26 protein-coding genes are annotated in these 24,459 nt (G+C 49.2%); 15 read left to right on the forward strand and 11 right to left on the reverse strand.

Annotation, left to right across the window (positions count from 1 at the left end; genetic code table 11):
• Positions 1 to 32: 32 nt before the first annotated feature.
• The 3 genes from CRO03_RS05530 to CRO03_RS05540 are packed head-to-tail and all read right to left on the reverse strand — an operon-like array spanning position 33 to position 2,784.
• Positions 33 to 848 (reverse strand): SAM-dependent methyltransferase, encoded by an 816-nt coding sequence (locus tag CRO03_RS05530; RefSeq protein WP_170948951.1) that lies wholly within the window; start codon positions 846 to 848, stop codon positions 33 to 35.
• A complete protein-coding gene (locus CRO03_RS05535) occupies positions 841 to 2,571 on the reverse strand; it encodes a diguanylate cyclase (protein WP_141397726.1) in 1,731 nt (576 codons plus the stop codon). The genes CRO03_RS05530 and CRO03_RS05535 overlap by 8 nt, the downstream gene beginning before the upstream one ends.
• A 6-nt stretch (positions 2,572 to 2,577) precedes the next feature.
• Entirely contained in the window at positions 2,578 to 2,784 is a 207-nt protein-coding gene (locus CRO03_RS05540) for a hypothetical protein (RefSeq protein WP_097110634.1), read from the reverse strand.
• 275 nt (positions 2,785 to 3,059) lie between these two features.
• Here CRO03_RS05540 and cysG point away from each other — a divergent pair, with 275 nt between their 5' ends.
• The 6 genes from cysG to CRO03_RS05570 all read left to right on the forward strand — a co-directional run bounded on the left by cysG (position 3,060) and on the right by CRO03_RS05570 (position 7,880).
• Complete coding sequence (gene cysG, locus CRO03_RS05545) at positions 3,060 to 4,481, forward strand: siroheme synthase CysG (RefSeq protein WP_097110890.1); 1,422 nt, start codon at positions 3,060 to 3,062, stop codon at positions 4,479 to 4,481.
• A gap of 57 nt (positions 4,482 to 4,538) precedes the next feature.
• Positions 4,539 to 5,312, forward strand: a complete 774-nt coding sequence (gene cysQ, locus CRO03_RS05550) for a 3'(2'),5'-bisphosphate nucleotidase CysQ (RefSeq protein ID WP_097110635.1) — start codon at positions 4,539 to 4,541, stop codon at positions 5,310 to 5,312.
• Positions 5,313 to 5,416: 104 nt separating this feature from the next.
• A complete protein-coding gene (gene rsuA / locus CRO03_RS05555) occupies positions 5,417 to 6,124 on the forward strand; it encodes a 16S rRNA pseudouridine(516) synthase RsuA (RefSeq protein ID WP_097110636.1) in 708 nt (235 codons plus the stop codon).
• Between the two features lie 256 nt (positions 6,125 to 6,380).
• Positions 6,381 to 6,737, forward strand: a complete 357-nt coding sequence (locus CRO03_RS05560) for a hypothetical protein (protein ID WP_212682351.1) — start codon at positions 6,381 to 6,383, stop codon at positions 6,735 to 6,737.
• Between the two features lie 113 nt (positions 6,738 to 6,850).
• Positions 6,851 to 7,522 (forward strand): complement resistance protein TraT, encoded by a 672-nt coding sequence (locus CRO03_RS05565; RefSeq protein WP_212682352.1) that lies wholly within the window; start codon positions 6,851 to 6,853, stop codon positions 7,520 to 7,522.
• A 115-nt stretch (positions 7,523 to 7,637) separates the two neighbouring features.
• Positions 7,638 to 7,880, forward strand: a complete 243-nt coding sequence (locus tag CRO03_RS05570; protein WP_019677255.1) for a GlsB/YeaQ/YmgE family stress response membrane protein — start codon at positions 7,638 to 7,640, stop codon at positions 7,878 to 7,880.
• A gap of 165 nt (positions 7,881 to 8,045) precedes the next feature.
• Here the strand turns inward: CRO03_RS05570 and CRO03_RS05575 are convergent, their stop codons facing one another.
• Complete coding sequence (locus CRO03_RS05575) at positions 8,046 to 8,288, reverse strand: DUF1289 domain-containing protein (protein WP_097110638.1); 243 nt, start codon at positions 8,286 to 8,288, stop codon at positions 8,046 to 8,048.
• Positions 8,289 to 8,852: 564 nt separating this feature from the next.
• Here CRO03_RS05575 and ilvG point away from each other — a divergent pair.
• The 4 genes from ilvG to ilvA all read left to right on the forward strand — a co-directional run bounded on the left by ilvG (position 8,853) and on the right by ilvA (position 14,796).
• The gene (gene ilvG, locus CRO03_RS05580) at positions 8,853 to 10,502 is read left to right on the forward strand and encodes an acetolactate synthase 2 catalytic subunit (RefSeq protein WP_097110639.1); all 1,650 of its coding nucleotides are present in this window, start codon (positions 8,853 to 8,855) and stop codon (positions 10,500 to 10,502) included.
• Positions 10,502 to 10,756 carry an acetolactate synthase 2 small subunit gene (gene ilvM, locus CRO03_RS05585; RefSeq protein ID WP_019677258.1) on the forward strand — a complete coding sequence of 85 codons (255 nt, stop codon included), beginning with the start codon at positions 10,502 to 10,504 and terminating at the stop codon, positions 10,754 to 10,756. Before ilvG ends, ilvM begins: the two co-directional genes overlap by 1 nt.
• An 83-nt stretch (positions 10,757 to 10,839) precedes the next feature.
• Entirely contained in the window at positions 10,840 to 12,690 is a 1,851-nt protein-coding gene (gene ilvD, locus CRO03_RS05590) for a dihydroxy-acid dehydratase (RefSeq protein WP_097110640.1), read from the forward strand.
• Positions 12,691 to 13,227: 537 nt separating this feature from the next.
• Positions 13,228 to 14,796, forward strand: a complete 1,569-nt coding sequence (gene ilvA / locus CRO03_RS05595) for a threonine ammonia-lyase, biosynthetic (RefSeq protein ID WP_097110641.1) — start codon at positions 13,228 to 13,230, stop codon at positions 14,794 to 14,796.
• 92 nt (positions 14,797 to 14,888) lie between these two features.
• On the opposite strand, the gene CRO03_RS05600 is transcribed toward ilvA, so the two are convergent.
• The 3 genes from CRO03_RS05600 to CRO03_RS05610 form a co-directional block, all read right to left on the reverse strand.
• Positions 14,889 to 15,494: a PEP-CTERM sorting domain-containing protein gene (locus CRO03_RS05600; protein ID WP_097110642.1), complete on the reverse strand. Its 606-nt coding sequence runs from the start codon at positions 15,492 to 15,494 to the stop codon at positions 14,889 to 14,891.
• A 183-nt stretch (positions 15,495 to 15,677) separates the two neighbouring features.
• A complete protein-coding gene (locus CRO03_RS05605) occupies positions 15,678 to 16,070 on the reverse strand; it encodes a hypothetical protein (RefSeq protein WP_245861491.1) in 393 nt (130 codons plus the stop codon).
• Between the two features lie 115 nt (positions 16,071 to 16,185).
• Complete coding sequence (locus CRO03_RS05610; protein ID WP_245861495.1) at positions 16,186 to 17,235, reverse strand: alpha/beta fold hydrolase; 1,050 nt, start codon at positions 17,233 to 17,235, stop codon at positions 16,186 to 16,188.
• 253 nt (positions 17,236 to 17,488) lie between these two features.
• Here CRO03_RS05610 and CRO03_RS05620 point away from each other — a divergent pair, with 253 nt between their 5' ends.
• The 5 genes from CRO03_RS05620 to yjjX all read left to right on the forward strand — a co-directional run bounded on the left by CRO03_RS05620 (position 17,489) and on the right by yjjX (position 21,093).
• The gene (locus CRO03_RS05620) at positions 17,489 to 18,382 is read left to right on the forward strand and encodes a hypothetical protein (RefSeq protein WP_097110645.1); all 894 of its coding nucleotides are present in this window, start codon (positions 17,489 to 17,491) and stop codon (positions 18,380 to 18,382) included.
• An 89-nt stretch (positions 18,383 to 18,471) separates the two neighbouring features.
• Complete coding sequence (locus tag CRO03_RS05625; RefSeq protein WP_141397727.1) at positions 18,472 to 18,987, forward strand: hypothetical protein; 516 nt, start codon at positions 18,472 to 18,474, stop codon at positions 18,985 to 18,987.
• Positions 18,988 to 19,062: 75 nt separating this feature from the next.
• On the forward strand, positions 19,063 to 19,689 hold the full coding sequence (locus CRO03_RS05630) for a hypothetical protein (protein WP_097110647.1): 627 nt from the start codon (positions 19,063 to 19,065) through the stop codon (positions 19,687 to 19,689).
• Between the two features lie 174 nt (positions 19,690 to 19,863).
• Entirely contained in the window at positions 19,864 to 20,487 is a 624-nt protein-coding gene (locus CRO03_RS05635) for a hypothetical protein (RefSeq protein WP_141397728.1), read from the forward strand.
• A 93-nt stretch (positions 20,488 to 20,580) separates the two neighbouring features.
• Positions 20,581 to 21,093, forward strand: a complete 513-nt coding sequence (gene yjjX, locus CRO03_RS05640; RefSeq protein WP_170948952.1) for an inosine/xanthosine triphosphatase — start codon at positions 20,581 to 20,583, stop codon at positions 21,091 to 21,093.
• A gap of 32 nt (positions 21,094 to 21,125) precedes the next feature.
• Here the strand turns inward: yjjX and CRO03_RS05645 are convergent, their stop codons facing one another.
• Genes CRO03_RS05645 through CRO03_RS05660 form a run of 4 tightly spaced genes read right to left on the reverse strand, consistent with a single transcriptional unit; the run spans position 21,126 to position 24,350 of the window.
• Entirely contained in the window at positions 21,126 to 21,998 is an 873-nt protein-coding gene (locus CRO03_RS05645; RefSeq protein ID WP_097110650.1) for a DUF6999 family protein, read from the reverse strand.
• Entirely contained in the window at positions 21,988 to 22,674 is a 687-nt protein-coding gene (locus CRO03_RS05650) for an iron-containing redox enzyme family protein (protein WP_097110651.1), read from the reverse strand. The genes CRO03_RS05645 and CRO03_RS05650 overlap by 11 nt, the downstream gene beginning before the upstream one ends.
• Positions 22,675 to 23,781 carry a beta-ketoacyl-ACP synthase III gene (locus CRO03_RS05655; protein ID WP_097110652.1) on the reverse strand — a complete coding sequence of 369 codons (1,107 nt, stop codon included), beginning with the start codon at positions 23,779 to 23,781 and terminating at the stop codon, positions 22,675 to 22,677.
• Positions 23,778 to 24,350, reverse strand: a complete 573-nt coding sequence (locus CRO03_RS05660) for a diguanylate cyclase (protein WP_097110653.1) — start codon at positions 24,348 to 24,350, stop codon at positions 23,778 to 23,780. Before CRO03_RS05660 ends, CRO03_RS05655 begins: the two co-directional genes overlap by 4 nt.
• Positions 24,351 to 24,459: the final 109 nt, after the last annotated feature.

A 24,459-nucleotide genomic window follows, 5' to 3' on the forward strand; every position in this document is an offset into this window, starting at 1 on the left:
CATTACAAAGTGTGACATCGACAGGAGCATTTTCAGGGTAACCGGGTTTGCCGTAATGGATGATCGGCCGGCACGCCAAGCCTATCGAGCATCTTATGGTTAATACTTTTCGGGCGTAACGGCGGGATCACCAGGGTGGTGATCTGGTTCAGGGTTGCCTGGGGGAGTTCGGCTAAGCTTAGCTGTTCTGCCCGGTATTGCCAGATCGGTAAGTCGGCGGCTTCATACAAAATTACCTGATGCGCTGGCGGGTACCATTGCCGCAGGTGCTGCACCAGTATGTCAATATAGCGGCTATCGCTCTCAAGCCTGGTCAGGCTGAAATCACCGGCTATCGCTACCTGCCATAGCAGCAGGTAAGCACTGACATCAACAGTGCGCTGATAAAATAAAAACTGGCTGGCTTCAAACTGCTGGCAGCCTTCAGCCATTGGGTCAATGCCTAAATCAGCATATAAACAGGCATCGGCAGCAATGCCGGCCTCCATTTTTGCGCGGTAGCCCAGCGCTCTAAGCTGGTGAATTGCCTGGTGTGGCGGCCAGCTGGCAATGCCCGGGTGGCCATAACATGCCCAAACCACATTATTACCGGCAGTTACTGCGGTAATAACCGCATCCAGCATCGCCTGATAGCTTTCGCTGCGCGGTCGGTTAGGTAAATAAAACGGTTGTAAATCAACCAAGTTGGGGTTTATTTGCTGTAAAAAGCCGCTAAGGTAATGGCTATTGCTGTGAAAAAACACCAAATCAGCTGCCGCCAGCTGCTCGCGGGCCAGTATCGTCAGCTGACTACCCAGAGTGATCCCCAGCCCCAGACACAGCAAACTACCGTTGGTGTGCTCAGGCAAAACTACTGCCTTTGCTGGCAGCGGTGGGATAAACCATTATCCGGTTGCGGCCACCGGTTTTGGCTTTATACAGCGCATCGTCAGCTTGTTTTAACAGGCTGTCAAAGTCAGCATTGCTGCTGGCTGCCACCCCAAAGCTGGCGGTTATCTGAATATGCTGCTCTTCAAACGGAATCACTAACTGCTCCAAACTATGCCGGCACTGCTCGGCAATCTCCTGAGCATCAGCCAGGGCACAGCCCGGTAAAAACAGCGCAAATTCTTCGCCGCCAATTCGCGCTAAAATATCCTGCTGGCGGATCTGATCCTGACAACAGCGGGCGATAGCGCTAAGCACCTTGTCACCGGCGGCATGGCCGTATTGGTCATTAATTTGTTTAAATAAATCAATATCGAACACAATCAGGCTGCACTCACCTTGCTGGCGCCGGTTCGCCATCTGTTTACTGACCGTTTCGTTAAAATAGCGGCGGTTGAATAAGCGGGTTAAAAAGTCGGTGGTGGCCAGCCGGTTCAGCGCCACCCGCTTGCTGTTTAACACATAAATCACCAGCAGAAGTAATGCCAGTAGCGCGACGGCAATCAGCAGAGCTTTCAGCTTTTCATCCTGTTGCAGCTTACTTTCCAGTTGCAATAACTCATTTTTACTCTCCAGCAGAGCCAACTTATTTTCGCTTTCCATAAAGTCGGCCTGTGCCAGATAGTATGCCACGCTGCGCTTTTTAAACTCGTCAATGTAGCTGTTCAGAGCAGCAGAGTGTTGGCTGTAGGCCTTAACAGCAGCTGAGGCATTACCTCTTTCCTGATAAGATTGGGCTAAAAGTAGCATAGTCTTATTGGCTGTTTTTGTGTCATTTAATGCTGTGGCTTGTTGATAAACTTTTTCAAGCAACGACTCTGCTGCTGCATAGTTGCCTAAATGAAGCTCTGCCGAGCCCAGATAAAATTCAGCCTGGATAACCGAGTACACATAACCTATTTTGCTGAGTTCAGGCAGTACCGCTTGCATGTCACGTTTAACCTGTTCTGGTACCTTTGATACATCGATTTCCGCGATGTAAAGGCTGATGGTATGTAATAATAACGGCTCGTTGGCTGTCAGGCAGGCTTGACGAGCCTGCTGAACTGCATCAGCAGTGTAAGTTTGAGTTAACTGCAAAGATGCACTTAATTGCAGCGCATAGCCGACACAAAGACTACGTGGAGAACTCGCAATCTCGACGATATTCGATGCATATTCCAATGCTTTATCGTACACATTTGCACTTATGTGCAATTGCGTCGCTACAGTATATAAGCTGACCTGCAGTGGCTCGTCGTTAAGCGTCCCTCCCGCCTTTAATGCATCAAACAGGAAAGCATAAGCTCTGCTGAAATCTTTGCGGTGCTCATATACGGTTGCCAGTAACAAATTGGCTTTCAGGGTGATTTCCGGATAGTCACTGTCCGCGATTTTAGCTGCCCAGGTTATGGCCTCATCTTGCTTACTCTGAAATGCAAAGATGTATGCTTTAAGAAACGTAAATTGTTGTTGTTGATAGGGGGTAAGCGCCTGATAGTCTGATTCCAGCTGCGCAACAATTTCCGCGGTTTGGGTTGGTGACTGGGTGCGTAATGCTTCAGCCTGGTCCAGTTGCTGTTGCAAAGTGTCTGTTGCAGAGAAAGCAAAAAAAGACGCTAATAAAAATATTAACGTCGTGCTAAATGCTCCACACTTTTTCAAGAGGTGCTACTTTGCCGGAAAAATAAAAGTAACAGGCAACACCGCATGCCCGGTTAATTGCTCAACTTTTACTTTGTCTCCGGCAAGCACTGCGTCTATTTCATGGCTCTGCAGTCCGTAGCTCTGCATGGTGGCTGCCGGGTCATCCAGAAAATCTTGTTGTAGCTTAAGGTTGGTGGCTAAGTCATTAATAAACTGGCTAAGTGTCGACATCTTAATTCCTTTAAAATTGCTGCGCTGATTATTATTGTTCGTATATTGCCACCCTTCTATTACAGAAGAGGCTGTTATTGCCGATATTTTACCTACCTAATGTAATGGAATTAACAGCTGGTAACAACTGGCGCTTTTCTAAATCAACAGCATAAAGAGCGAGCTCTTAATTCCGTTTGGTTATATATGAGCGTGATAAGCTATTTTGCTGACTGCCTAACCGGCGCTATGCTTAGCACTAAATAAAGCTGACTGATTCAGCTTGCGGAGCCGTGGTGCAATATCTTCCTTTATTCGTAAAATTAACCGGTAAACCGGTGCTGATTGTCGGCGGCGGCGCTGTGGCGCTGCGCAAAGCCGGTACTTTGTTAACTGCTGGCGCAAAATTAGTGGTGGTAGCCCCGGAATTTAACCCGGAATTTATCAGCTGGCAGCAACAAGGCAAAGCTGAATTAGTGCACGGTTATTTCAGCCCGGAGCTGTTAGACGGTAAGTTGCTGGTAATAGCCGCTACTGATAACGACAGCGTTAATGGCGCGGTATTTGAGGCGGCGACTGCACGCAATATGCTGGTCAATACCGTGGATGATCAGCCTAAATGTGGTTTTATTTTCCCGTCCATTATCGACCGTAACCCGATTATTATTGCCATTTCCAGCTTTGGTACCGCCCCGGTGCTGGCCCGGCGTTTGCGTGAAAAACTGGAAACCATACTACCCCAGCACTTAGGGCCACTGGCGCAGCTGGTTGGCCGTTTTCGGGATCAGGTAAAAGCCAAAATTAAAGGTTTTGCTGCCCGCCGCCAGTTCTGGGAAAAAGTGTTTAACTCGGATGTAGTGCGTGATGTCCAGGCGAATCAGCTGCCGCAGGCAGAACAACGGCTGGCTGCATTGTTGGCTGAACCGCAGCAACTGGCTGGCGAAGTCTATGTGGTTGGCGCCGGGCCGGGCGATCCGGAACTGTTAACCTTAAAAGCCCTGCAGTTAATGCAACAAGCCGATGTCGTAGTATACGACTATCTGGTGTCGCCGGAGATTATGCAGCTGGTACGGCGCGATGCCGAGCTGATTTGCGTCGGCAAAAAAGCCGGCGCGCACTCGGTTGCCCAGCAGGATACTAACCAGATATTGATCGATTTAGCCCTGGCCGGCAAAAAAATCTGCCGTTTAAAAGGCGGTGACCCCTTTATTTTTGGCCGTGGTGCAGAAGAAATTCAGGCATTGCTGGTGCACGATATTGCCTTTCAGGTGGTGCCGGGCGTGACGGCTGCTGCCGGCTGTGCCGCTTATGCTGGTATTCCGCTTACTCATCGCGACCATGCGCAAAGCGTGCAGTTTGTTACTGGTCATTGCCGTAAAGACGGCAGTGAACCCGACTGGCGCAGCATGAGCACTCCTAACCAGACGGTGGTGATTTATATGGGGCTGATGAAAGCGGCCCATATTCAGCAGCAACTGCTGGCAGCCGGGCGGGCCGCCGGTACGCCGGTAGCCATTATTGAAAACGGTACCCGGCTGGAGCAGCGGATTATTACTACCCAGCTAAGTGAGCTGGCAGAGCGAGTCAGCAGTGAGCAAGTGCAATCGCCGGCGCTGCTGATTATTGGTGAAGTGGTCAGCTTGCAAAACCAGCTGCATTGGTTTGGTGCCCGGCCACAGAGTGCGGTATTTGCCCAGCCGCTAACCCGGCTGCGCTAATTCTGGTAAGCTTGCCTGCAACCCTATATTTCAACAGTATCCCGCAAGGACGATGATATGACTGCAACTTTACTGCCGGCCATTATTAAGATTGCCGAACAGGCCGGCGAGGCCATTTTAGCTATTTATGGCCGCGGCCAGGCCGCTTTTAAGATCAGCGCCAAGAGTGATGACTCACCCCTGACTGCTGCTGATATGGCAGCACACCGGCTTATTGTCGCTGAACTGGCAACATTAACCCCGGAGTTACCGATTTTATCGGAAGAAGCGGCCGATATCAGCTGGGATATCCGCAAAAGCTGGCAGCGGTATTGGTTAGTTGACCCATTAGATGGCACCAAGGAATTTATTAAACGCAACGGCGAGTTCACCGTTAATATTGCGCTGATTGACCAGGGTGAACCGATCCTGGGCGTGGTGCACGCGCCGGTGCTGGCTAAAACCTATTACGCTGCTAAGGGTGAAGGCGCCTTTTTAAAGCAAGCCGGTGGTGTCAGGCCGATAAAGGTGAACCAGGCCAGCAGGGATAAGCTAGTAAAGGTAGTGGGTAGTCGCAGCCACCCCAGCCCCGATTTAGCCGGTTATCTGGCCCAGTTTAATCAGCATGAAATGGTGCCGGTTGGCAGCTCGCTGAAGTTTTGCCTGGTGGCCGATGGCACGGCAGATGTGTATCCGCGCTTTGGCCCAACCATGGCCTGGGACACCGGTGCCGGCCATATTGTGGCGACTGAAGCCGGTGCTACAGTGAGTTTTGCCGGCATAGATAACAAAGTTTATCAGCGCGAGCAGCTGCTTAACCCGAATTTTATAGTATCGGCACTGCGTGACTAAAACCGCGACTCTACTCTGGATTTTAGCTACACTAGCGAAATGCCCAAACTACGTAGCGCAGCTGTAGCGTTAAGTAGTTTGGGGATTTATAGGTGACTTATGTTATGCGTTTAGATAAATTTATTTGTGATTGTACCGGCCTGACCCGCAGCCAGGCTGGCAAAGTTATTCGTCAGAAACTGGTTAGCATTAACGGCGAAATTGTTAAACAGGCTGCCCGCCAGGTTAGCAGTGACGATGCCGTAGTGTTAGATGGTAAGCCGCTAGCAATCATTGGCCTGCGGTATATTATGCTGCACAAACCAGCAGGGTTTTTATGCGCCAATGATGACCCGGACCACCCGATAGTGTTCAGTCTATTGGATGAACCTTTAGTTGAGCGCCTGCACACTGTTGGCCGGCTCGATTTAGACACCACTGGTTTATTGCTGCTAACCGATGACGGCCAGTGGTCGCACCGGATCAGTTCACCAAAACATCATATTGCTAAAACCTACCGGGTATGGACTGCCGACCCTATTAGCCTGGATGCGGCCAGCCTGTTCGCCGAAGGCGTAATGCTACGCGGCGAAAAAGACCCAACCCTACCGGCCCAGCTGGAAATTGTGGCCGAACGAGAAGCACTGCTGACCATTCATGAAGGCCGTTATCATCAGGTAAAGCGGATGTTTGCTGCTATTGGCAACAAGGTTGAGCAACTGCACCGCGAAAAAATCGGTGGCCTGCAACTGCCTGCTGATTTAGCTGAGGGTGAGTATCGTGAGCTGACAGAATCAGAGCTGACATTGCTTCAAAACCCGGTTGGCAAGTAAATGACGAGAGTTCACACAATGTTATTTGCAATTTCTTAGTATAGAATATAAGCAGTTATCTGATATAACCTTAATTATGTTGCAAACATTTCATCATTTAACTTTTTCACTGTGCATTTTTGTAAAATATCTATTATGATAATCTTGGCTGTTAAATAATAAAGCGCCGGCAACCCGGATGCTTAACTGTTGCAGTCTTTTAATTTTTGGTGTGGTTTTATGGAGTAGCCACCTGCAAAACACAAGGAGGAACATCATGTCGCCTGTCATGATGAAAAAAGCCAGCAAGCCTCTCTCGCTGACTTTCATAATTGTTGCAATAGCTGCCTTTCTAGCTGCGCCTGTGCTGGCAGAGCCTGAAGAAGATGATGAACTTGCCCGGGCTCAGGCGCAAATGAATGCTGAAGTATTGTCTAAGCCGTTTTTGGCTGAGAAACCAGAAGAAGTAGACAAATATATTAAGAGTATGCTCGAGCAGAATATTAAGCCGGAAGAATACAAAGGCAGATATTGGCGAAAGGGCTACACCTGTCGTGATTTGCTTAGGTATAACTGGACAGAATATAGAAACTGCCAGTATTACTATCGCTATCATGGCCGATACTATTACTAATAGAGTTTTCAAAAACCTGATACTAAAGGGAATTTAATATGTTCAATAAAATAAAAACAAACCAGCTAATTGTAGTTGGTCTGCTGATTTTTGGATTGTCGGGGTGTGCTGCTGTGCATACATCGATAAGCAAGCGCGATTTAGATGTGCAAACCAAAGTCAGTACTTCTATTTTTGTAGCGCCGGTGCCGCAAGAGCGCCGGAAAATTTATCTGGAAGTACGTAGTGCGGTAATGGAATTTGACCGGAATGCTTTCAGAACCTCACTTAACCAGCAAATTAGTCAAAGTGGCAATGGTTATACGTTTACCGACGACCCGGATGATGCCCAGTACACCATGAGTGTGTTTGTGCGGCAGCTTGAGAAAGCGTCCCCGTCTGCGGCTGAGAACGCGTTACAGAGCGGATACTCTGGTGCCGGTATGGGCGCTGCAGCTGCAGTAGCAACTGGTTCAGGTTACCGCGGAGCTGCTGGTGGAGCTTTAGTCGGTGGTTTAATGGCTACTGCGGCAGATGCTTTTGTTAAAGACGTTACTTATCTATTGGTAGCAGATATTCAAATTCAGGAACGCGCCAAGAAAGGTGTGATTGTACGTAAGGATTCAAAGGTTAATGCCAAAATATCTGATGATGGTGCAACCACCACCACTTACTCTGAGGCGTCGAACCTGAAAGAGTATCGCACTAGGGTAGTGACTACCGCGAACAAAGCCAACCTGGAGCTGGCGGAAGCTCAACCGCTGATGTTTGAAAAAACAGCTTACGCTATGTCGTCATTTTTCTAACGACTGATACTGATACGTTGATATTAAGCCGGTTTAATCGCCGGCTTTTTTATGTAATTTTTTTAGACTATGCTCAAGCTATGCTAATTCAGCATGCAACTTTTAAGGGATTACTATGAATTTTATCGCTTTTTTAATCATCGGTGCACTGGCCGGCTGGATAGCTGGCAATATTATGAAAGGCAAAGGTTTTGGCTTGTTAGGTAATATAGTTGTTGGTATTGTTGGTGCCTTTTTAGGCGGTTTTTTATTCACGTTGCTTGGCTTGTCGGCAGGTGGTTTTATTGGCTCGCTGGTTATGGCAACGGTGGGTGCGGTAGTGCTGATTTATCTGGTTGGTTTAATTAAAAGAAGTTAACCACTTTCCCCAAAAGCTTGCTAACTGTCAGCGGATGTCAGAGTAGCGCGCGTTAGAACCCCGAACTGGGCGCCACAGAGTGTCTGAGCCCTGCCGCAGGCGAGAGGGCGAGTTGCTGTGGCGAGCCAGAGCGGGAGTTGTAACGATAAGCGCTACGGGCCAAATTCAGAATAAATCCAGTGATTCACCTTGCTCTGGCAAGTCCTGCTCTTTTTTCGCTTTGGCATTTAGCCTTGCGCGGCGTTGCACCAGTAGTTTCAAAATATGGCTGCGCTCTGCCGCGGGTTTCTGGTGCCAGTTAAAGCGCTCGTCACGCGAGCGCAAACAACCCAGGCAATAACCCCGGTTGTTACTCTGACAAACCCCAATGCAGGGGTTAGGTATGTCGAATAGCTCTAACTGATCCACAAGGCTACCGCCCAGGCTGATGAATAAACTAAGTGTACGTTGTGGTAGGCTGAAGGTGCAACCTGACGAAGAAGATGAACCTTATTGCGTAAACTGCCTGTACTTAGCCTAACAATCGAACCGGCTTACACACGCCAACACGCCGTAAATACCTCCCTGTAGGCTCGATTCGGCCATCCTGGCCTGCAACGGTTGGCTTAGCGTAAGCCGATTCTCCTTTGGTCTTATTACAGTTAGCTTGATTATTTTTCAGCAGATCACAAAAATTGGTTGACTTCAGACTGATAGACGGCTATTTGTAGTAGGCAATTGCTCTGTAAAACAGAGCTAAAATATAAAAACGAATTCAACCAAGTAAATAAGTAAGAATTAAATTATGCGTTTAGCTGCTGTTCTGAACATTATTGTCCTCGTGGTCGTGGTGATTATTAATCTCCGCGGGGGCGGTGTTTTGGAAAAATAAAGTAGCTTAAGGCGAAATCCAACAAAACCCCCGCTCCGCAAGGACCGGGGGTTTTGTCGTTTCAGGGCGTGTGAAAATTAAATAGCAGCAAGAGGTTTAGGATGAATGGCGCAGAGTTGGTATTAAAGGTGTTGCAGCAGCATGGGGTGGATACCATTTTTGGTTATCCCGGCGGCGCTATTATGCCCATTTACGATGCGATTTACGCCAGCCCGGTCAAACATTACCTTTGCCGGCATGAACAGGGCGGCGCGTTTTCGGCGATAGGTTATGCCCGCAGCTCCGGCAAGGTGGGGGTGTGCCTGGCAACATCCGGCCCGGGAGCCACTAATTTAATTACCTCGCTGGCCGATGCTATGCTGGATTCTGTGCCGCTGGTAGCCATTACCGGCCAGGTGTCGCAGGCGGTGATGGGCACCGATGCCTTTCAGGAAATTGATGTACTGGGTTTAAGTTTAAGTGTTACCAAACACAGCTTTATGGTGCGCAGCGCCGACGAGCTGGCCGCCACGTTAAACGAAGCTTTTGCTATCGCCCGCTCTGGCCGGCCCGGCCCGGTGCTGGTAGACATCCCGAAAGATGTGCAACTGGCCGCCGCTGCAGAACCTGACAATGCTGCCACGCCGCAAAGCCGCGCGCTTAATACCTCATTGGCGCAAAGCGCTCAGGCCCGCCAGTTAATTGCTAAGGCTAACAAGCCAATGGCCTATATCGGCGGTGGGGTGCATATGGCCGGCGCCATGCCACAGCTGCAGGATTTTTTAGCCCAGTGCCTGATGCCCTCTGTTACCACCTTAAAAGGCATGGGTTCGGTGGCGAAAGACAACCCTTATTACTTAGGTATGCTGGGTATGCACGGTACTCAGGCTGCCAATATCGCGGTGCAGCAGTGCGATTTATTAATTTGTTTAGGCGCCCGCTTTGATGACCGGGTAACCGGCAATCTGAAAAAGTTTGCGCCTAACGCTAAGGTGATTCATGTCGATATCGACCCGGCAGAAATCAACAAAGTGCGTTTTGCCGAGGTATCGTTTTTAGGGGATATGCGGCAAATTCTGCCGGCCATCGCCAGCAGCACCGACTGCAGTGACTGGTTGGCCCACTGCAGCAACTTAAAGCAGCAACACGGCTGGCGATATGACCATCCGGGCGAGCGCATTTACGCGCCGCTGATGTTAAAGCAGTTAAGCGAGCGGATGCCGGATAACAGCGTAGTGTGCTGCGACGTGGGCCAGCACCAGATGTGGGTGGCGCAGCATATGCGGTTCAGCCACCCGCGCAACCATTTATCCAGTGGTGGCCTGGGCACCATGGGCTTTGGTTTGCCGGCAGCGATTGGCGCCAAGTTGGCTCGGCCGCAGGACACGGTCATCGCCGTCTCAGGCGATGGCTCTTTTATGATGAACGTGCAGGAGCTGGGCACCATTAAGCGTTTTCGGCTGCCGGTAAAAATCGTCATTATCGACAACCAGCGGCTGGGCATGGTGAAACAGTGGCAGCAGCTGTTTTTTAACGAACGCTACAGTGAAACCGATTTATCAGATAACCCGGATTTTGTCGCGTTGGCAGCGGCCTTTGCCATCCCCGGCCACAGTATTACCCGTAAAGACGAAGTAGAAAGTGCACTGGAGGCCATGTTTACCTGGCCTGGCCCGTATTTACTGCATGTCAGAATTGATGAAAAAGATAACGTCTGGCCATTAGTACCGCCGGGTGCCGCTAATGAAGATATGATCATGGAGACTAACTGATGAACCATACCCTGAATATCACTGCCAATAATGAAGCCAGCGTAGTTGAACGTTTATTGCAGGTAACCCGCTATCGTGGCTATCAGCTGGCCGGGCTGGAGCTTACCCCTATGGCAGAGAAAGCGGGACTGTCGATCACCTTAACGGTCAGCAGTGACAAACCGATCCATTTACTGACCAGTCAGTTGCATAAATTATATGACGTACGCGACTTACAGCTGGCCAGTGCTGATATTGCCGCGCTGCGCGCTTAAGTATTACCATTTAGTATCGCTTGTTAGCTATGCTGATTAACTATTTAGATTGAAAACCTATTTTTGAATAACGGAGTTCCACAATGCCAAAGTTAAGATCCGCCACTGTTACCGAAGGCCGCAATATGGCAGGCGCCCGCGCCCTGTGGCGAGCCACCGGGGTTAAAGATACCGATTTTGGCAAACCCATTATTGCAGTCGTAAACTCGTTTTGTGAGTTTGTGCCAGGCCATGTTCATTTACGTGATTTGGGCAAGCTGGTAGCAAAAAGCATTGACGAAGCCGGCGGTATCGCCAAAGAATTCAACACCATTGCGGTAGATGACGGTATCGCCATGGGCCATGGCGGTATGTTGTACAGCCTGCCCTCGCGTGAGCTGATTGCCGACTCGGTGGAGTATATGGTCAACGCGCATTGTGCTGATGCGATGGTCTGTATTTCTAACTGCGACAAAATTACTCCGGGCATGTTAATGGCAGCGATGCGCTTAAATGTGCCAGCGATCTTTATTTCCGGCGGGCCAATGGAAGCGGGTAAAACCAAACTGTCGGATCAGATTATCAAGCTGGATTTAGTCGATGCCATGGTGTCCGCAGCCGATCCGAAAGTCAGCGACAGCGACAGTGAACAAATTGAGCGCAGCGCCTGCCCGACTTGCGGCAGTTGCTCCGGCATGTTTACCGCCAACTCAATGAACTGTTTAGTGGAGGCATTAGGCTTAGGTCAGCCCGGCAATGGTTCTTTGCTGGCGACCCACGCTGATCGCAAAGAGTTATTTGTGCAGGCTGGTTTCAGAATTATGGATCTGTGCAACCGCTGGTATAAAAATGATGATGCCAGCGCCTTGCCGCGCAGTATCGGCAATAAAACCGCCTTTGAAAACGCCATGATGCTGGATATTGCGATGGGCGGCTCCACCAATACGGTACTGCATTTACTGGCTGCGGCCATTGAAGCTGAAGTCGACTTTACCATGGCCGATATTGACCGCTTATCACGCATTGTGCCGCATTTATGCAAAGTGGCGCCATCTACCCAAAAGTATCATATGGAAGATGTCCATCGCGCCGGTGGCGTTATCGGTATTCTGGCTGAGCTTAACCGCGCGGGTTTGTTAAACCCCGATACCCCGCATGTTGCCGGTAGTTCACTGGGTGCGGTTTTAGAAAAATGGGATTTGAAAGCCAACCCCTCCGCTGAGGTGCAACAATTTTATGCGGCCGGCCCGGCGGGTATTCGCACTACCCAGGCGTTTTCACAAGACTGCCGTTACCCGTCGGTAGATGATGACCGGGTGGAAGGCTGTATTCGCAGTAAAGAACATGCGTATTCGCAAGACGGCGGCTTAGCCGTGCTGTTTGGTAACCTGGCGCCGCAGGGCTGTATTGTTAAAACCGCCGGGGTAGAGCCGGAAAATCTGGTATTTACCGGCCGCGCCCGGGTGTTTGAAAGTCAGGATGAAGCAGTAGAGGCCATATTAAAAGGCAAGGTAGTAGCTGGCGATGCGGTGATTATTCGCTATGAAGGCCCGAAAGGTGGCCCGGGTATGCAGGAAATGCTGTACCCGACCAGTTATTTAAAATCAATGGGCTTAGGTAAAGCCTGTGCCTTGATCACAGATGGCCGCTTTTCCGGCGGCACTTCGGGCTTGTCGATAGGCCATGTGTCACCGGAAGCCGCCAGTGGTGGTGCTATTGCGCTGGTGCAGGAAGGCGACAAAATAGAAATTGATATTCCGCAGCGCAAAATCGGCATTGCCATCAGTGATGAAGAGCTGGCCAAGCGCCATGCAGAGATGGATGCGAAAGGTAAGCAGGGCTGGAAGCCAGAGAACCGGCAGCGGGTGGTCAGTTCTGCGTTAAAAGCCTATGCGCTGCTGGCCAGTAGTGCTGATAAAGGTGCAGTGCGGGATTTGTCGAAACTTGAAGAGTAACAGCAAGACGTGAGACGAAGGGACAAGGTGTACTTTCGTAGCAGCGGCAGGGATGCCGCGGAGGCTGAAAGGGCACAGGGATGTGATCCTTGAAGGCGGCGAAGAAAGTATTTCCTTGTCTCTGAGTTTAAACCCGATTTGCAGGCTGCGACAGGTAACAACACGCGGAGACGCCCCGCTTAGCTGTTACCTGTCTGCGCTTGAAACTTAAGCTTGCCGGATGGCAATAGCAGCAAGACTTGAGACGAAGGGGCAAGGTGTACTTTCGTAGCAGCGGCAGGGATGTCGCGGAGGCTGAAAGGGCACAGGGATGTGATCCTTGAAGGCGGCGAAGAAAGTATTTCCTTGTCGCTGAGTTTAAATCTGAGTTGAAGGCTACAACAGGTAACAACACGCGGGGACGCCGTAAATATATCCCTATAGGCTCCTCTCCAGCATCCCTGCTGGAGACGCCCCGCTTAGCGGTTACCTGTCTGCGCTTGATACTTAAGTGTGTCGGCTGGCACAAGCAATGCAACTAAAGGCAGTGGAGCAACAATGAACAACCTGGCAACAGTCCAACCAGAGCAGACAGATAGCGATGTGATGCAGCAGTATCTGCGGGAAATTCTGCTGTCGCCGGTATATCAGGCCGCGGTAGAAACGCCTTTGGACGCTATGCCAAAATTAAGCCAACGGCTGGGGCACCATGTGCTGCTAAAGCGAGAAGACAAGCAGCCGGTGTACTCGTTTAAATTACGTGGTGCTTTTCATAAACTGCATAAAGTAAAACTGCATAGCCCAGATGCCAGCGTAGTGTGCGCCTCAGCCGGCAATCATGCCCAGGGCGTGGCGTTATCGGCCAGTAAGCTGCAGCTGAAAGCTACCATTGTTATGCCCATCACTACGCCGGAAATAAAAATTGCCGCCGTAAGGGCGTTGGGTGGCAATGTGGTATTGCACGGCACCGCCTTTGATGAGGCCAATAGCTATGCCATTAAACTGGCTAACACCGAAGGCGCTATTTATATCCCTCCGTTTGATGATAGCGATGTTATCGCCGGCCAGGGCACTATCGCCAAAGAACTGCTGAGCCAGCATAACCAGTTAAACGCGGTGTTTATCCCGGTCGGTGGTGGCGGCATTCTGGCGGGTATGGCTGTGTATATTAAAGCTATTCAGCCTAATGTAAGGGTAATAGGGGTAGAGCCGGAAGATGCCGCCTGCTTAAAAGCGGCAATGAGTGCTGGTGCGCCGGTAACTTTGGAGCGGGTTGGCTTATTTGCCGATGGCGTGGCGGTAAAACGCATTGGCACTGAGAATTTTAACCTGGCCAAACGCTTTTGCGATGAAGTCGTCACCGTTAGCAGTGACGAAATTTGCGCGGCAATAAAGGATATTTTTGATGATTTGCGGGCAGTAGCAGAGCCAGCAGGCGCCCTGGCGCTGGCCGGTTTAAAAAAATACAGTCAGCAGCTGCAAAACAGCACCTTAAGCAAACCGCAGCAGTTTGCGGCCGTGCTTAGCGGCGCTAACTTAAATTTTGATACGCTGCGTTATGTGTCAGAGCGCTGTGAGCTGGGCGAGAAAAAAGAAGCAGTGTTTGCCGTAACCATCCCGGAAGAAAAAGGCAGTTTCCGTCGTTTTTGCCAGACCCTGGGTGGCCGGGCGATTACTGAATTTAATTATCGCTATGCTAGCGATAACAAAGCCCATATTTTTGTCGGTATTAAGCTGCGTCATGGCCAGCAGGAACTTGACACGGTAACCAAGTTGCTGAGCGAGGCCGGTTACGATTATCAGGACTTGTCTGATGACGAGCTGGCCAAACTGCATGTCCGGCATATGGTTGGTGGCATGCCACCGCGCCAGTTAACCGAGCAGGTGTACCAGTTTAACTTTCCGGAATACCCGGGTGCATTAATGAATTTCCTGAATACCCTCGGCGAACACTGGAACATCACCTTATTTCATTACCGTAATCACGGCGCTGCCACCGGCGATGTGCTGGCCGGCTTTGAAGTGGCCAATCACAGCGATATCGCGGGCCACTTAGACAAACTGGGATATCAGTACCAGCAAGTCAGCAATAACCGCAGTTATCAGACGTTTTTAACCGCGAGCTAACAGGCGAAGGCTCCTACCAAAGAAAAGGGCGTAATTCAAAATATTACGCCCTTGTTGTTTTGGTTAACCAGCTTTTATATCTGAAATTAACCTTAAATCATTTTTTTCCGTGCGACGACCAGGCCCAGCAACACCAGACTCATTAAAAATAATGAGTTAGGTTCTGGAACCGCAGTTGGGGCTGCAACCGCAGTGATGGCTGTGGTGAAGTAGTTAAAGTTATGGTTATTAGCATCTGATGACCAAATCCATTCGGCCGCTCCACTTACGCCAGCTCGAGTGCCCCAGGGCCCGACACCATTAACGCCTAAAAAGCTGACAGCTTGAAAATCATTCCAGCCAGTGGTACTGACTTTCCAGTCGGTTGTATTGGTCAGTAAAGATGACTGACCATTTGAAAATAGATGGCCTGCGCCCGTCAGGTCAAACTGTCCCAGAAAACCAGCTATTCCGCCCTGATCATAAGCATAGATATGGAGAAAGTAGTTCTGACCTGCGGTTAAATTGACATCCGAAAACGTATAGGTCGACCTCCAGTTATTGCCGGATGAAATTAGTACTCCAGGGCTGAGATCATCTGTGGAAAGGTAGGCGGCGTAACCATTGTCAACATTTAACCCACCGGATATCAGGGTAGCGGAGACCGGAGTGCTGGCAATCAGTAGCAAGGTTAAAATTAAACTTATACGTTTTAACATTTATATGTCCCTAAAATTGTTATGTTTAAACTTAAACGGCAAAATCGCTAGCAAGTATTGCACCATGTTGTAACTTGTTGTTTTTGTTATTTATTTTAATGCCGCCAGTTGGCTGGTGTAAAGTATATTGACAGCTTCTAATAATAAAGGCTCCTCCAACCGAAAAGGGCGTAATTTAAAAGATTACGCCCTTGTTGTTTTGGTCGCTTCTAGCCAAAGACTGAGTGTTTCTTTTTGCTGCGTACCGATCAGCAAACGCTTACCATTATGCAATAGTACTTCAAGACCCTGCTTGCCTGAAATGTTATAACACCGACGATTTTTTGCGCCGCGAATACCCCAACCTCCGTAATCGCCTATCGGGTTGTAGCTGACAACCCGGATATCTTTGATTTCTTGCCATGCATGCTTGCGCCAGTTGTTAATAAATGGCACAAACCGTACAGTCAAACCCTGTTTATCTAACTGTAATTGTAAACTTGAGAAGTGTAGTAAAGCGCATAAGCTCAACATTAGCAGGCAGCATAAAACCAATATGCTGTGTGGTGCCGGGTTATTACCAAAAGGTTGTTGCAATATAATTTGCTGGAAGCAGACATAGAAAAAAAGCAGGGTTATAACCAGACAAAGCCAATAAATCCAGGTATAGCGAAAACTTTGTTGCTCTTTATAGGCTGCTTCAACCATTAAATTATCCTTTCGTGTCGGCCCTTTCCGCCGCCAGCGCCTGCAACAGTGCCTGATGGAAACGCTCTGGTGCCTGAATATGCGGCGAGTGGCCTAAATCGGCAAAGCGGATTAGGTTGGCGTTGGGAATGGCTGCGGCAGCTGCCGGGCCCAGTTTGGCGTAGTTGCCTAACTTTGGCTGCAATTCTTTGGGGGCGGCATCCTTACCGATAGCGGTATTGTCTTTGTCGCCAATCAGTAAAATCACCGGCATTTTCAGCTGCGGGAATTCGTAAATTACCGGCTGGGTAAAAATCATATCGGCGGTAAGGGCAGAATTCCAGGCTACCTGCTCGCGGTCTTCGCCGCGGAACATACCGGCCTGCATTTGCACCCAGGGCTCAAAATCATCGCGCCATTGGCCGGCGTAATAGGTAGTACGCTGGTAATTGCGAATGCCATCGGCAGAGGTGTTCAGTGCGCGCTGATACCACTCATCGATGGTCCTGTAAGGCACACCAACTGCTTTCCAGTCTTCCAGGCCGATAGGGTTAACCAGCACCAGGCTCGCTGTACTATCAGGGTATTGCAAGGCAAAACGGGTAGCCAGCATGCCACCCATGGAATGGCCCATTACGGTTACTTTGGCAATCTGCAACTTATCGAGCAATGCCTTGGTATTAGCGGCGAGTTGGTGAAAACTGAATTGGTAATGCTGTGGCTTGGCTGATTTACAAAATCCAATCTGATCGGCGGCAATAACCCGATAACCTGCTTCGCTAAGTGCTTTTATGCTGGCTTGCCAGGTCGCGGCGCAGAAGTTTTTGCCGTGCATCAAGACGATGGTTTTGCCATTAGCGGTATCGGCCGTGGCAGGCACGTCCATATAAGCCATTTCCAGCTGCTGTTGCTGGCTATTAACAGTAAAGTATTGCACCGGATAAGGATAAGCAAAACCTTCCAGCCGCGGGCCATACACAGGTTGCCCTTTCGTAACTGGCACAGCGCCGCTAACCGGCCAGGCGCTGGCAAATAGTAAGGCGGTAAAACTTAATAAAAAGATACAGTTTTTCAAACCAAACTCCTGTTAATTAGCTTTGTTCAGACGGCACACGGGCACACCAAGTATTTACCATAGTTCAATTTACTGACTCCTTCTGCCGGCAACGGACACAACGTCGATATTAAGCGGTGAACTGTTACTAAAAATGGCAGCATCGTCGCTTCTGTATTGCCCCACGAGCGTCAAATTCAGGCTTGCGATATCCAAAATGAGATGCTTTAATAACGTTTTATTAATATATGTATCCATCAGGGACGACACTGCCATGCCTCGACCACACCCTTACATTGCTCGCGCTGAGCTTGATACGGCTTTTAAAGAGAATCAACATGATATTTATGTTCTGAATACCCAGGAAATGATCAAATTGTGGGATGCAGAGCAAAGAAGTAAAGGGAAAAGCCCTCAGCAGATATCAGAAATTTTTGAGCAAATAACAGCGACACCTTTAGCAGCGCAACTTGAAGTTTATGGCAGGGAGTTTGGTGGTACAGCAATAGCAGCAAGTTCAGAAGTCCGGGTTCTTACTGCTTTGGCTATGGATATGAAGCGCTCTGGCAGTATTTTCGGAAGATATTATGTACAAGTCAGCGGTGGCAAACAGTATATTGTATTTAAAGGCCGTGCAGGTTTACGACAGGTTTTAACTGGAACGCGCTACCTTGCCAGTAACACTAAGGTTATGAGTATGGGTGTAGGAGGTCAGGCACTTAAATCATCAGCAAAAGGTGGTTTCTTAATTTCAGTATTGTTTTCAGTAACGATTAATACTCTTAGCTGGTTATTTGCAGATGAATTTCGGTGGACAGACTGGTTGGGAACAATTAGTACCGACATTGTGAAGGCTGTGATTGCAAGTGCTGCGGGTTATGCAATTGGTGCTATTGCAGCAACACTGACCACCATCGCTGTTGTGCCCCTTGTTCTTGGCTTAATTATGGCCGTTGGAACCGCTTGGTTGTTATTTGAAGTTGATCAGCATTTTGGTATTACTAACGCCTTGATTAAACATTTAGAACAAAAAGAAGAAAAGTTAAAACAAGATATAGCGTCAGGTTTTTACTATGTTCTAAGTTCAACTGGTGCTGTTGTCAGGCGTCAGCTGTCACTAACTTTGCGTAGTTATTTGAATTCACTCTTACAGCCCAGGTTTCGTTAATGCAATATCGACATCAGAAAGCAAAGTTAATTGCTTCTTCGCTGCTAGCCTTTTGTTTAATGCTTACATTGAGTGTTTCAGCGGTTGTCATGTTGACAACGGGCTGGCGCCAACATGCCAACGCTATAGCGAGTGAATCCCCATTAATCATTATCAGTAGCATGCATACATATGGTCCTGGCATCATAGTGGGTGCTTTCTCGGGTGCTTTATTGTTTCTGCTGTACTTTATGTATCGTTGTGTTTTCCAAACTGAAACACCATTTTTCAAAAGAGCTGAAAAGATCCTGGCATCTTTTGCGCTAGCCGGTTTGCTGGTTATGTTTGTTGGTAGCCATATTATTACGTCACACTGGCAGAGCAAAGCAGACGCAGCAGGTTTTGCACCTTGCCCTGCGATGACGTTGTTATCTAATCGGGTGACAATGGATGTTTGGGTGAGGGATGAAGTGTTGTGTCACGACTCTGATGTGCGGCGAATTCTCAGCCGGGGAACAAAAAGTGAGATGGCTCGAGTAGAGCAACATCTGCAAGTTAAGCAAAAACAGCAACAGGCCAGGCAGCAGTTTTTAAAGCAAGAAGCACAGATTAAAGACGGTGGTTAAGCTATTGAATGACTGCCGCAAATGCAACGCTGAGCCAGTATTCATGCTCGCGACTATTCAGTTCCCGGTTTTACGATGATTCTCATTAGTACCAAAGCCATCGCGGCCGGTTTTGCGATGTTGTTTTTTCTCTCACTATTGCTGATTGCCATTATTATGTTTTTGGTGCCTGCATGGCTGGAGCAATTAGCTGAGTTGCAGTCAGCACGGCCGCTGATTGTTATAAGTTACTCCGGTAATCTGATGCCGGGTGTCGTGCTTAGTTTAGTGGTGTTGCTGGCATTTGTTGCATTTCAGCTTACTGTGCGCATCCGGGGCAAGGTGGCGCTGTCGCTGGTTGAGAAGGTAAACAGTTTTACTGGTAAAGCGATGGTGGCGTCGTTAGTGCTAATGTTTGCTGGCAGTTTTGTGTTAGGTAACTGGCTTGATGGCAAAGCAGAGCAAGCCGGTTATCAACCCTGTCCAATGTTTACCTTACTTTCTAACCGGGTAACTTATACCGCCTGGGTAAAAAACGAAGCCTTATGTTATGACAGTGATGTGCGCCGGATTGTTAATCGTGGCACAGTAGCTGAAGCCATTCAGGTTGAACAGCACTTGCAGCAACGGCTGAAACAGCAAGCTGCTAAACTTCGCTTTCTTGCGGAGGAAGAGGCGCTGCGCCGGGCGCGGGCAGCTAAAAACGCAGCCAATCATCATTGAAGCATGGCAACTCAGGTGGAAATCAGCTGAGTTATAGCGACTAACTGATTGAAACGTTTAGAGGGGGGGTAGTTTAGTAATTCAGATTTTGCAAGGCTTGCACTGATGAAATTGCTTAAATTTTCGGCATATGTTAGATTTGTGCAATTTTTATGGCGACACAGAGTGAGCTAAATGCAACGGAATGTAATGCTTAGCGAAGAAGAACGCGGCTATTTTGCTGAGTTATTTGATGAACATATTGATATAGTGCCGTCCGCAGAAAATGATCTGCGCCATACCATTTCGGTGACTGCTGAAGTGCCCCCTGCTATTTCCTCATTACTGGGTAGGGCAAAAATGACCCTGCTGGCTGAAATCGGCAATTACAAGTTATGGTTTCCGCTGGAAATGACATTGGACGAAGCAGGTCAGTTTAACCCGGTGCTGGGTATTCCAGAAGTAGTGGAATATGTTGGCAAACAGCGAAGCTGGCGCTCAACTGAGCTGGAAGAACTGGATGTCAGCAGTGCGGCTTTTTCCGGTAAAGTGAAACTACTGTCGCTATCAAGTACCGGGATGTCATTGCAGTTCAATTGTGCCAATATTGCCGAAAAAATTAGTCATCATTCCGAGCTTACCCTGAGTTTGCCCGACGGCCAGCTGTTGCATCTGGATATGCAGCCAGTCAGACAGCAAGACACCGTGCTGGCTGCACGTATCACCACTACCAGCAGCAACCGTGAAGCGCTGCGCCGCTTTTTGTTTCAACGCCACCGGCAACGGCATCCCACTTTATATCAGAACCTGAAAAACTGAATAGCGGCTTATCCTGTTTGAGTCGCTATCTGCTTGAACCGACAGCACTGCCATGTTACATAACGGCTACTTTAACTAATATGTGTTTTTATCATGTGGACTATTGCTGTTGCCTCGGCCAATCCGGCCAAAATTAATGCGGTTAAGCTGTGCTTTCAAACCAATTTTGCTGAGCAGGCCATTACGGTAAGCGGGTTTGCGGTGCCGTCCGGTGTGGCGGAGCAACCGCTAAGCAGTGTTGAAACCCTGCTTGGCGCGCAGAATCGCTTACAGGCGCTGAAACAGCAAACTGATGCGGATTATTACGTGGCAATTGAAGCAGGCCTGGATAACGATATGACCTTTGCCTGGATGCTGATTGAGCATAATGGCAAATTGGGCAAAGCCCGTTCGGCCAGTCTGATGCTGCCGCCAGCGGCGTTGCAGCTATTGGCTGAAGGCGAGCAGCTGGGCGATGCGATGGACCAGTTGTTTGGCACCAGCAATATCAAGCAAGCCGGTGGTGCTATTGGTTTATTGACCCACAACCAGTTAAGCCGGGCCAGCGTGTATCAGCAGGCGCTGACTCTGGCGCTGATCCCGTTTTTAAACCCGGAACGGTTTTAATTTTCCGCGGGAGCTGGATGTAAGTATGAGCTTTAGCTGATATCAGAGCTTGCTGCCGGTTGCGGGTTACTTAACCTGCGTTTTTCCAGATAAGCATACAGTTGTTCAGTAAAAAAGCCGTGCATTAAAAAGCGCTGGCCTAAATTCCAGGGCCCGACTAAATAATGCGGGTACTTGTTAAAAGCCATTTCACGCAGACTGCTGTCACCTACCAGATCACCAATCCGGATAGCAATAGACTGATCCAGGTTAAAACCATTAATCGCATCACGGTATTGCTCGCGGGTCAGCAACAAACAGAATAAACACATAAACAGCGCGTGGGCACTTTCAAAATCCAGCCACTGGGTTCGTTTTTCAGGTAGCTGAAACTCGTCCATGTTAATACTTTGCCAGTGTTGCCAGTTAAGCTCGTTAGCTTTTAATGGCTGCGCCGGGTGATGCCAGCTGCCCAGCTCGCTGAATAACCGGAACAGCTCCTGATCATGCTCAACAAAACTGGCCTGCTGCATATCGGCAATGCTTTTCGGATAAAGCTGTACAGGGCTGAACTCACTACCCGGGCTATTGGCTGCCAGAAAATTCAGCACATTTGATTCGGTGGCATAGTGACGCAGGATCAGTAAGTTGGCTTCCCGGCTGACAAAGTGGGTACAGAACCAGCAAATTAGTTTTTGAAGCGCGCTATGCGCACTGAATTGCGGAAACGGCAGCCGTTTAAAAAACCAGATAAGGTGCAGCAAAATGGCAAAGATAAACTGCAGTAGTGGCCGCACGCCCCAACGCAGCGGGTTTTGCAAATCCTTTAACCATAAATCCAGCGCTGCCTGTTCAATTGGCAGCGAATTATCATTGGCAATAGCTTTTAAATAGGCGCTGGGCTCGGATTTTCTGCTAGTACTCATTATCAACCTCTTCCAGTTGCAGGCAATACAGTCTGGCCGTTACCCGGGCCGTGCGCACTATGGCATCAAGCTGAGCCGGGCTCTGACAGAGCCGGTCAAGCAGCTGATACAGCTTTTGCAGATGGTCATCATCATTGGCGCCGTGATAACGCATAAAGCGGCTGTAGCTTCCATCGCCGTCGGTGGTTTTGTCTATTTGCGCCGCCCAGTCACTGGCCATTTTCTGACCCAGGCCTTCGATAATCCACATCGCGCCAACCAAATCGACCGGATTGCTCTGGCTGGCCCGGTACATTAAAAAACCATGCAATGCTTCAGTGCCAATATTACGCGGCGCGCTCTGAATATCCGCCAGGCTGCCACCGGCGGCAACATAGTCTTGTTCCAGCATTTCGTAGTCACGGTGCTCTTCCCGGGCGTGGCCGATAATGACCGAGCGCACGTCGCTGTAGTCACGGTCGAAACTCGAGGCGCAGCGGCTGATCCAGCGTGAGCCTTCTATCACCTGCTGGCGCCAGTTCAGCAGTAACTGACAATAATCCGCCTTACTGAACTGGCCCCGCTCTAACCGCTGCAGCAAAGGCACCCGGCCAAGCTGACGCTCAAATTCAAACCAGACCCGCATCAGCGCCTGTAAACACTGCTGGCCCTGCGGGCTTAATACTTGTTCTGTCATTCAGGCCTCCACTACAGTCAGTTGCATATAGGCATTATTAAAGCGGCCACTTTCTGGCACCATGCATAAAATGGTGGCACCGTTTTGATAGTGTTGGCTGCGCCGGAATTCGTCCAGCATAATAAAAATTGAGGCACAGCCGGTATTGCCGCGGCTATACAGATTGCTGTACCACTTGTGTTCGGCGATCCCCACGCCGGCGCGCTGCATCATGTCGAAAATTTTGCCGCGAAAATAATGCGACGAATAATGACAGAGTACATGGTCGACTTTGTCTGGCTGCACCCGGCCTTCGCTGATTAACCGCAAATAGCCATCAACCCCCAGTTTAACGATATTTTCCAGTAGCCGCACATCCTGGCGAATAAGCAGGGCACCGGCGGCTTCAGCTTCGGCATAGGTGGCATAATCCTGCCAGCTGCGGTTTTGCGGGTTGTCGCCCGGGTAGCCGACACTCATACACACCGGGTAGGCATCAGCATGGGAAAAGCTACGGATCCAGTCAATCCGGAAACAGCGGCCGCGCGGCTGGGTTTCCAGTAGTAGCGCGCCGGCACCGTCTGATAACATCCAGCGTAAAAATTCAGCATTAAAATCCAGCTCACTACCGGCCGCCTCATAGCGGCTGGCTTTAAACAGCCGTGAGGTTAACTCACTTGCCACTACCAATGCATTGGGTTGCTCACCGGCTAATAGATTGGTAAAGGCGGCTTTTAACGCCATCATGCTGCTGGAGCAAATACCGTGGCTGCTATGCAGTTCAATATCGCTCAGGCCAAGTTCAGCCTGCAACATCGAGCCAAAGCCGGGTAACACAATATCGCCCTGGCTGGTGGCCGCACTAAGCATCTTAATCTGTCGTTTGCCCAGAAAGCTGTTACTTAAGCAGTGTTCGGCCGCGTTCGCAGCCATGCCGGCATTAGAAATGGTGGTGTTATGGTTGGCATCGATAGCGTAATGGCGGGTTTTAATGCCATTTGATTGCAAAATCCGTCGCTTTAAACGGCTTGGTTTGCCATGGACTAACCCTAACAACGGTTCGATCTGTTCATTATCAATGGGTGGCCCCGGTAAAAAGTGGCCACTACTGGTAATAAACACCGTCATAATTTTACCTGCGGGTGCTTTAATGCGGTAAACAAGCAGCGCAGGTTCTCTTCCAGATAAGGTAGCACACAAACTATAACCATAAAGCTCAGGTAATAAGGCAGATAAGTATCGCCGCCATGGGCGTAAGGCATCCGCTGCAGATAAAATTCACCCTGCCAGTTAAAACTGACCAGTTTAATGAATACCGGATAATTTATAACGATTATCAACAACAACATATACATTGGCAGGGTGGCCAGATAATTATGGGCGTGCATTTCCCAGACGCTGATATGACGCTTGGGTGCTGCGTAATGCACGTCGTAATGCGCCACGGCTTCATGCGCTAACCAGGCCACGATGCAGATCAGCATAATCAGCACATTCACTTTAAAAAGCAGACACAGCAGAATGGGCACTGCCATCTGAATGCCCATTAACGAGTGAATAAGCGACTCGCGCAGGCCCGAAGTGTATTCAATCCGGGTAGCCCGGTGGCAGCACCAGTCGATAAAACCGGCAATGCCCCACAGCGGCAAAAACACATACAGCATAAGCTGAATTAATAACTGGCTGGTTTGCAACACCGCACTCCTGTTGCCGCTAATACTGCCGATTACTATATCTTATGGTTAATGGTTTGTAGATTAAAACAATAAAAAACACTGACATATTTCTTGTTCAGATACTGTTCAT

The sequence above is a fragment of the Arsukibacterium tuosuense genome, from assembly GCF_900215315.1.
GTDB lineage: Bacteria > Pseudomonadota > Gammaproteobacteria > Enterobacterales > Alteromonadaceae > Alishewanella > Alishewanella tuosuense.

Excerpts from the sequence above, each read along its gene's own strand:
- CRO03_RS05540 (WP_097110634.1), bottom strand. The coding sequence starts at position 2,784 with ATGTCGACACTTAGCCAGTTTATTAATGACTTAGCCACCAACCTTAAG.
- cysQ (WP_097110635.1), top strand. The coding sequence starts at position 4,539 with ATGACTGCAACTTTACTGCCGGCCATTATTAAGATTGCCGAACAGGCC.
- rsuA (WP_097110636.1), top strand. The coding sequence starts at position 5,417 with ATGCGTTTAGATAAATTTATTTGTGATTGTACCGGCCTGACCCGCAGC.
- CRO03_RS05560 (WP_212682351.1), top strand. The coding sequence starts at position 6,381 with ATGTCGCCTGTCATGATGAAAAAAGCCAGCAAGCCTCTCTCGCTGACT.
- CRO03_RS05570 (WP_019677255.1), top strand. The coding sequence starts at position 7,638 with ATGAATTTTATCGCTTTTTTAATCATCGGTGCACTGGCCGGCTGGATA.
- ilvG (WP_097110639.1), top strand. The coding sequence starts at position 8,853 with ATGAATGGCGCAGAGTTGGTATTAAAGGTGTTGCAGCAGCATGGGGTG.
- ilvM (WP_019677258.1), top strand. The coding sequence starts at position 10,502 with ATGAACCATACCCTGAATATCACTGCCAATAATGAAGCCAGCGTAGTT.
- ilvD (WP_097110640.1), top strand. The coding sequence starts at position 10,840 with ATGCCAAAGTTAAGATCCGCCACTGTTACCGAAGGCCGCAATATGGCA.
- ilvA (WP_097110641.1), top strand. The coding sequence starts at position 13,228 with ATGAACAACCTGGCAACAGTCCAACCAGAGCAGACAGATAGCGATGTG.
- CRO03_RS05600 (WP_097110642.1), bottom strand. The coding sequence starts at position 15,494 with ATGTTAAAACGTATAAGTTTAATTTTAACCTTGCTACTGATTGCCAGC.
- CRO03_RS05620 (WP_097110645.1), top strand. The coding sequence starts at position 17,489 with ATGCCTCGACCACACCCTTACATTGCTCGCGCTGAGCTTGATACGGCT.
- CRO03_RS05625 (WP_141397727.1), top strand. The coding sequence starts at position 18,472 with ATGTTGACAACGGGCTGGCGCCAACATGCCAACGCTATAGCGAGTGAA.
- CRO03_RS05630 (WP_097110647.1), top strand. The coding sequence starts at position 19,063 with ATGATTCTCATTAGTACCAAAGCCATCGCGGCCGGTTTTGCGATGTTG.
- CRO03_RS05635 (WP_141397728.1), top strand. The coding sequence starts at position 19,864 with ATGCAACGGAATGTAATGCTTAGCGAAGAAGAACGCGGCTATTTTGCT.
- yjjX (WP_170948952.1), top strand. The coding sequence starts at position 20,581 with ATGTGGACTATTGCTGTTGCCTCGGCCAATCCGGCCAAAATTAATGCG.
- CRO03_RS05645 (WP_097110650.1), bottom strand. The coding sequence starts at position 21,998 with ATGAGTACTAGCAGAAAATCCGAGCCCAGCGCCTATTTAAAAGCTATT.
- CRO03_RS05650 (WP_097110651.1), bottom strand. The coding sequence starts at position 22,674 with ATGACAGAACAAGTATTAAGCCCGCAGGGCCAGCAGTGTTTACAGGCG.
- CRO03_RS05655 (WP_097110652.1), bottom strand. The coding sequence starts at position 23,781 with ATGACGGTGTTTATTACCAGTAGTGGCCACTTTTTACCGGGGCCACCC.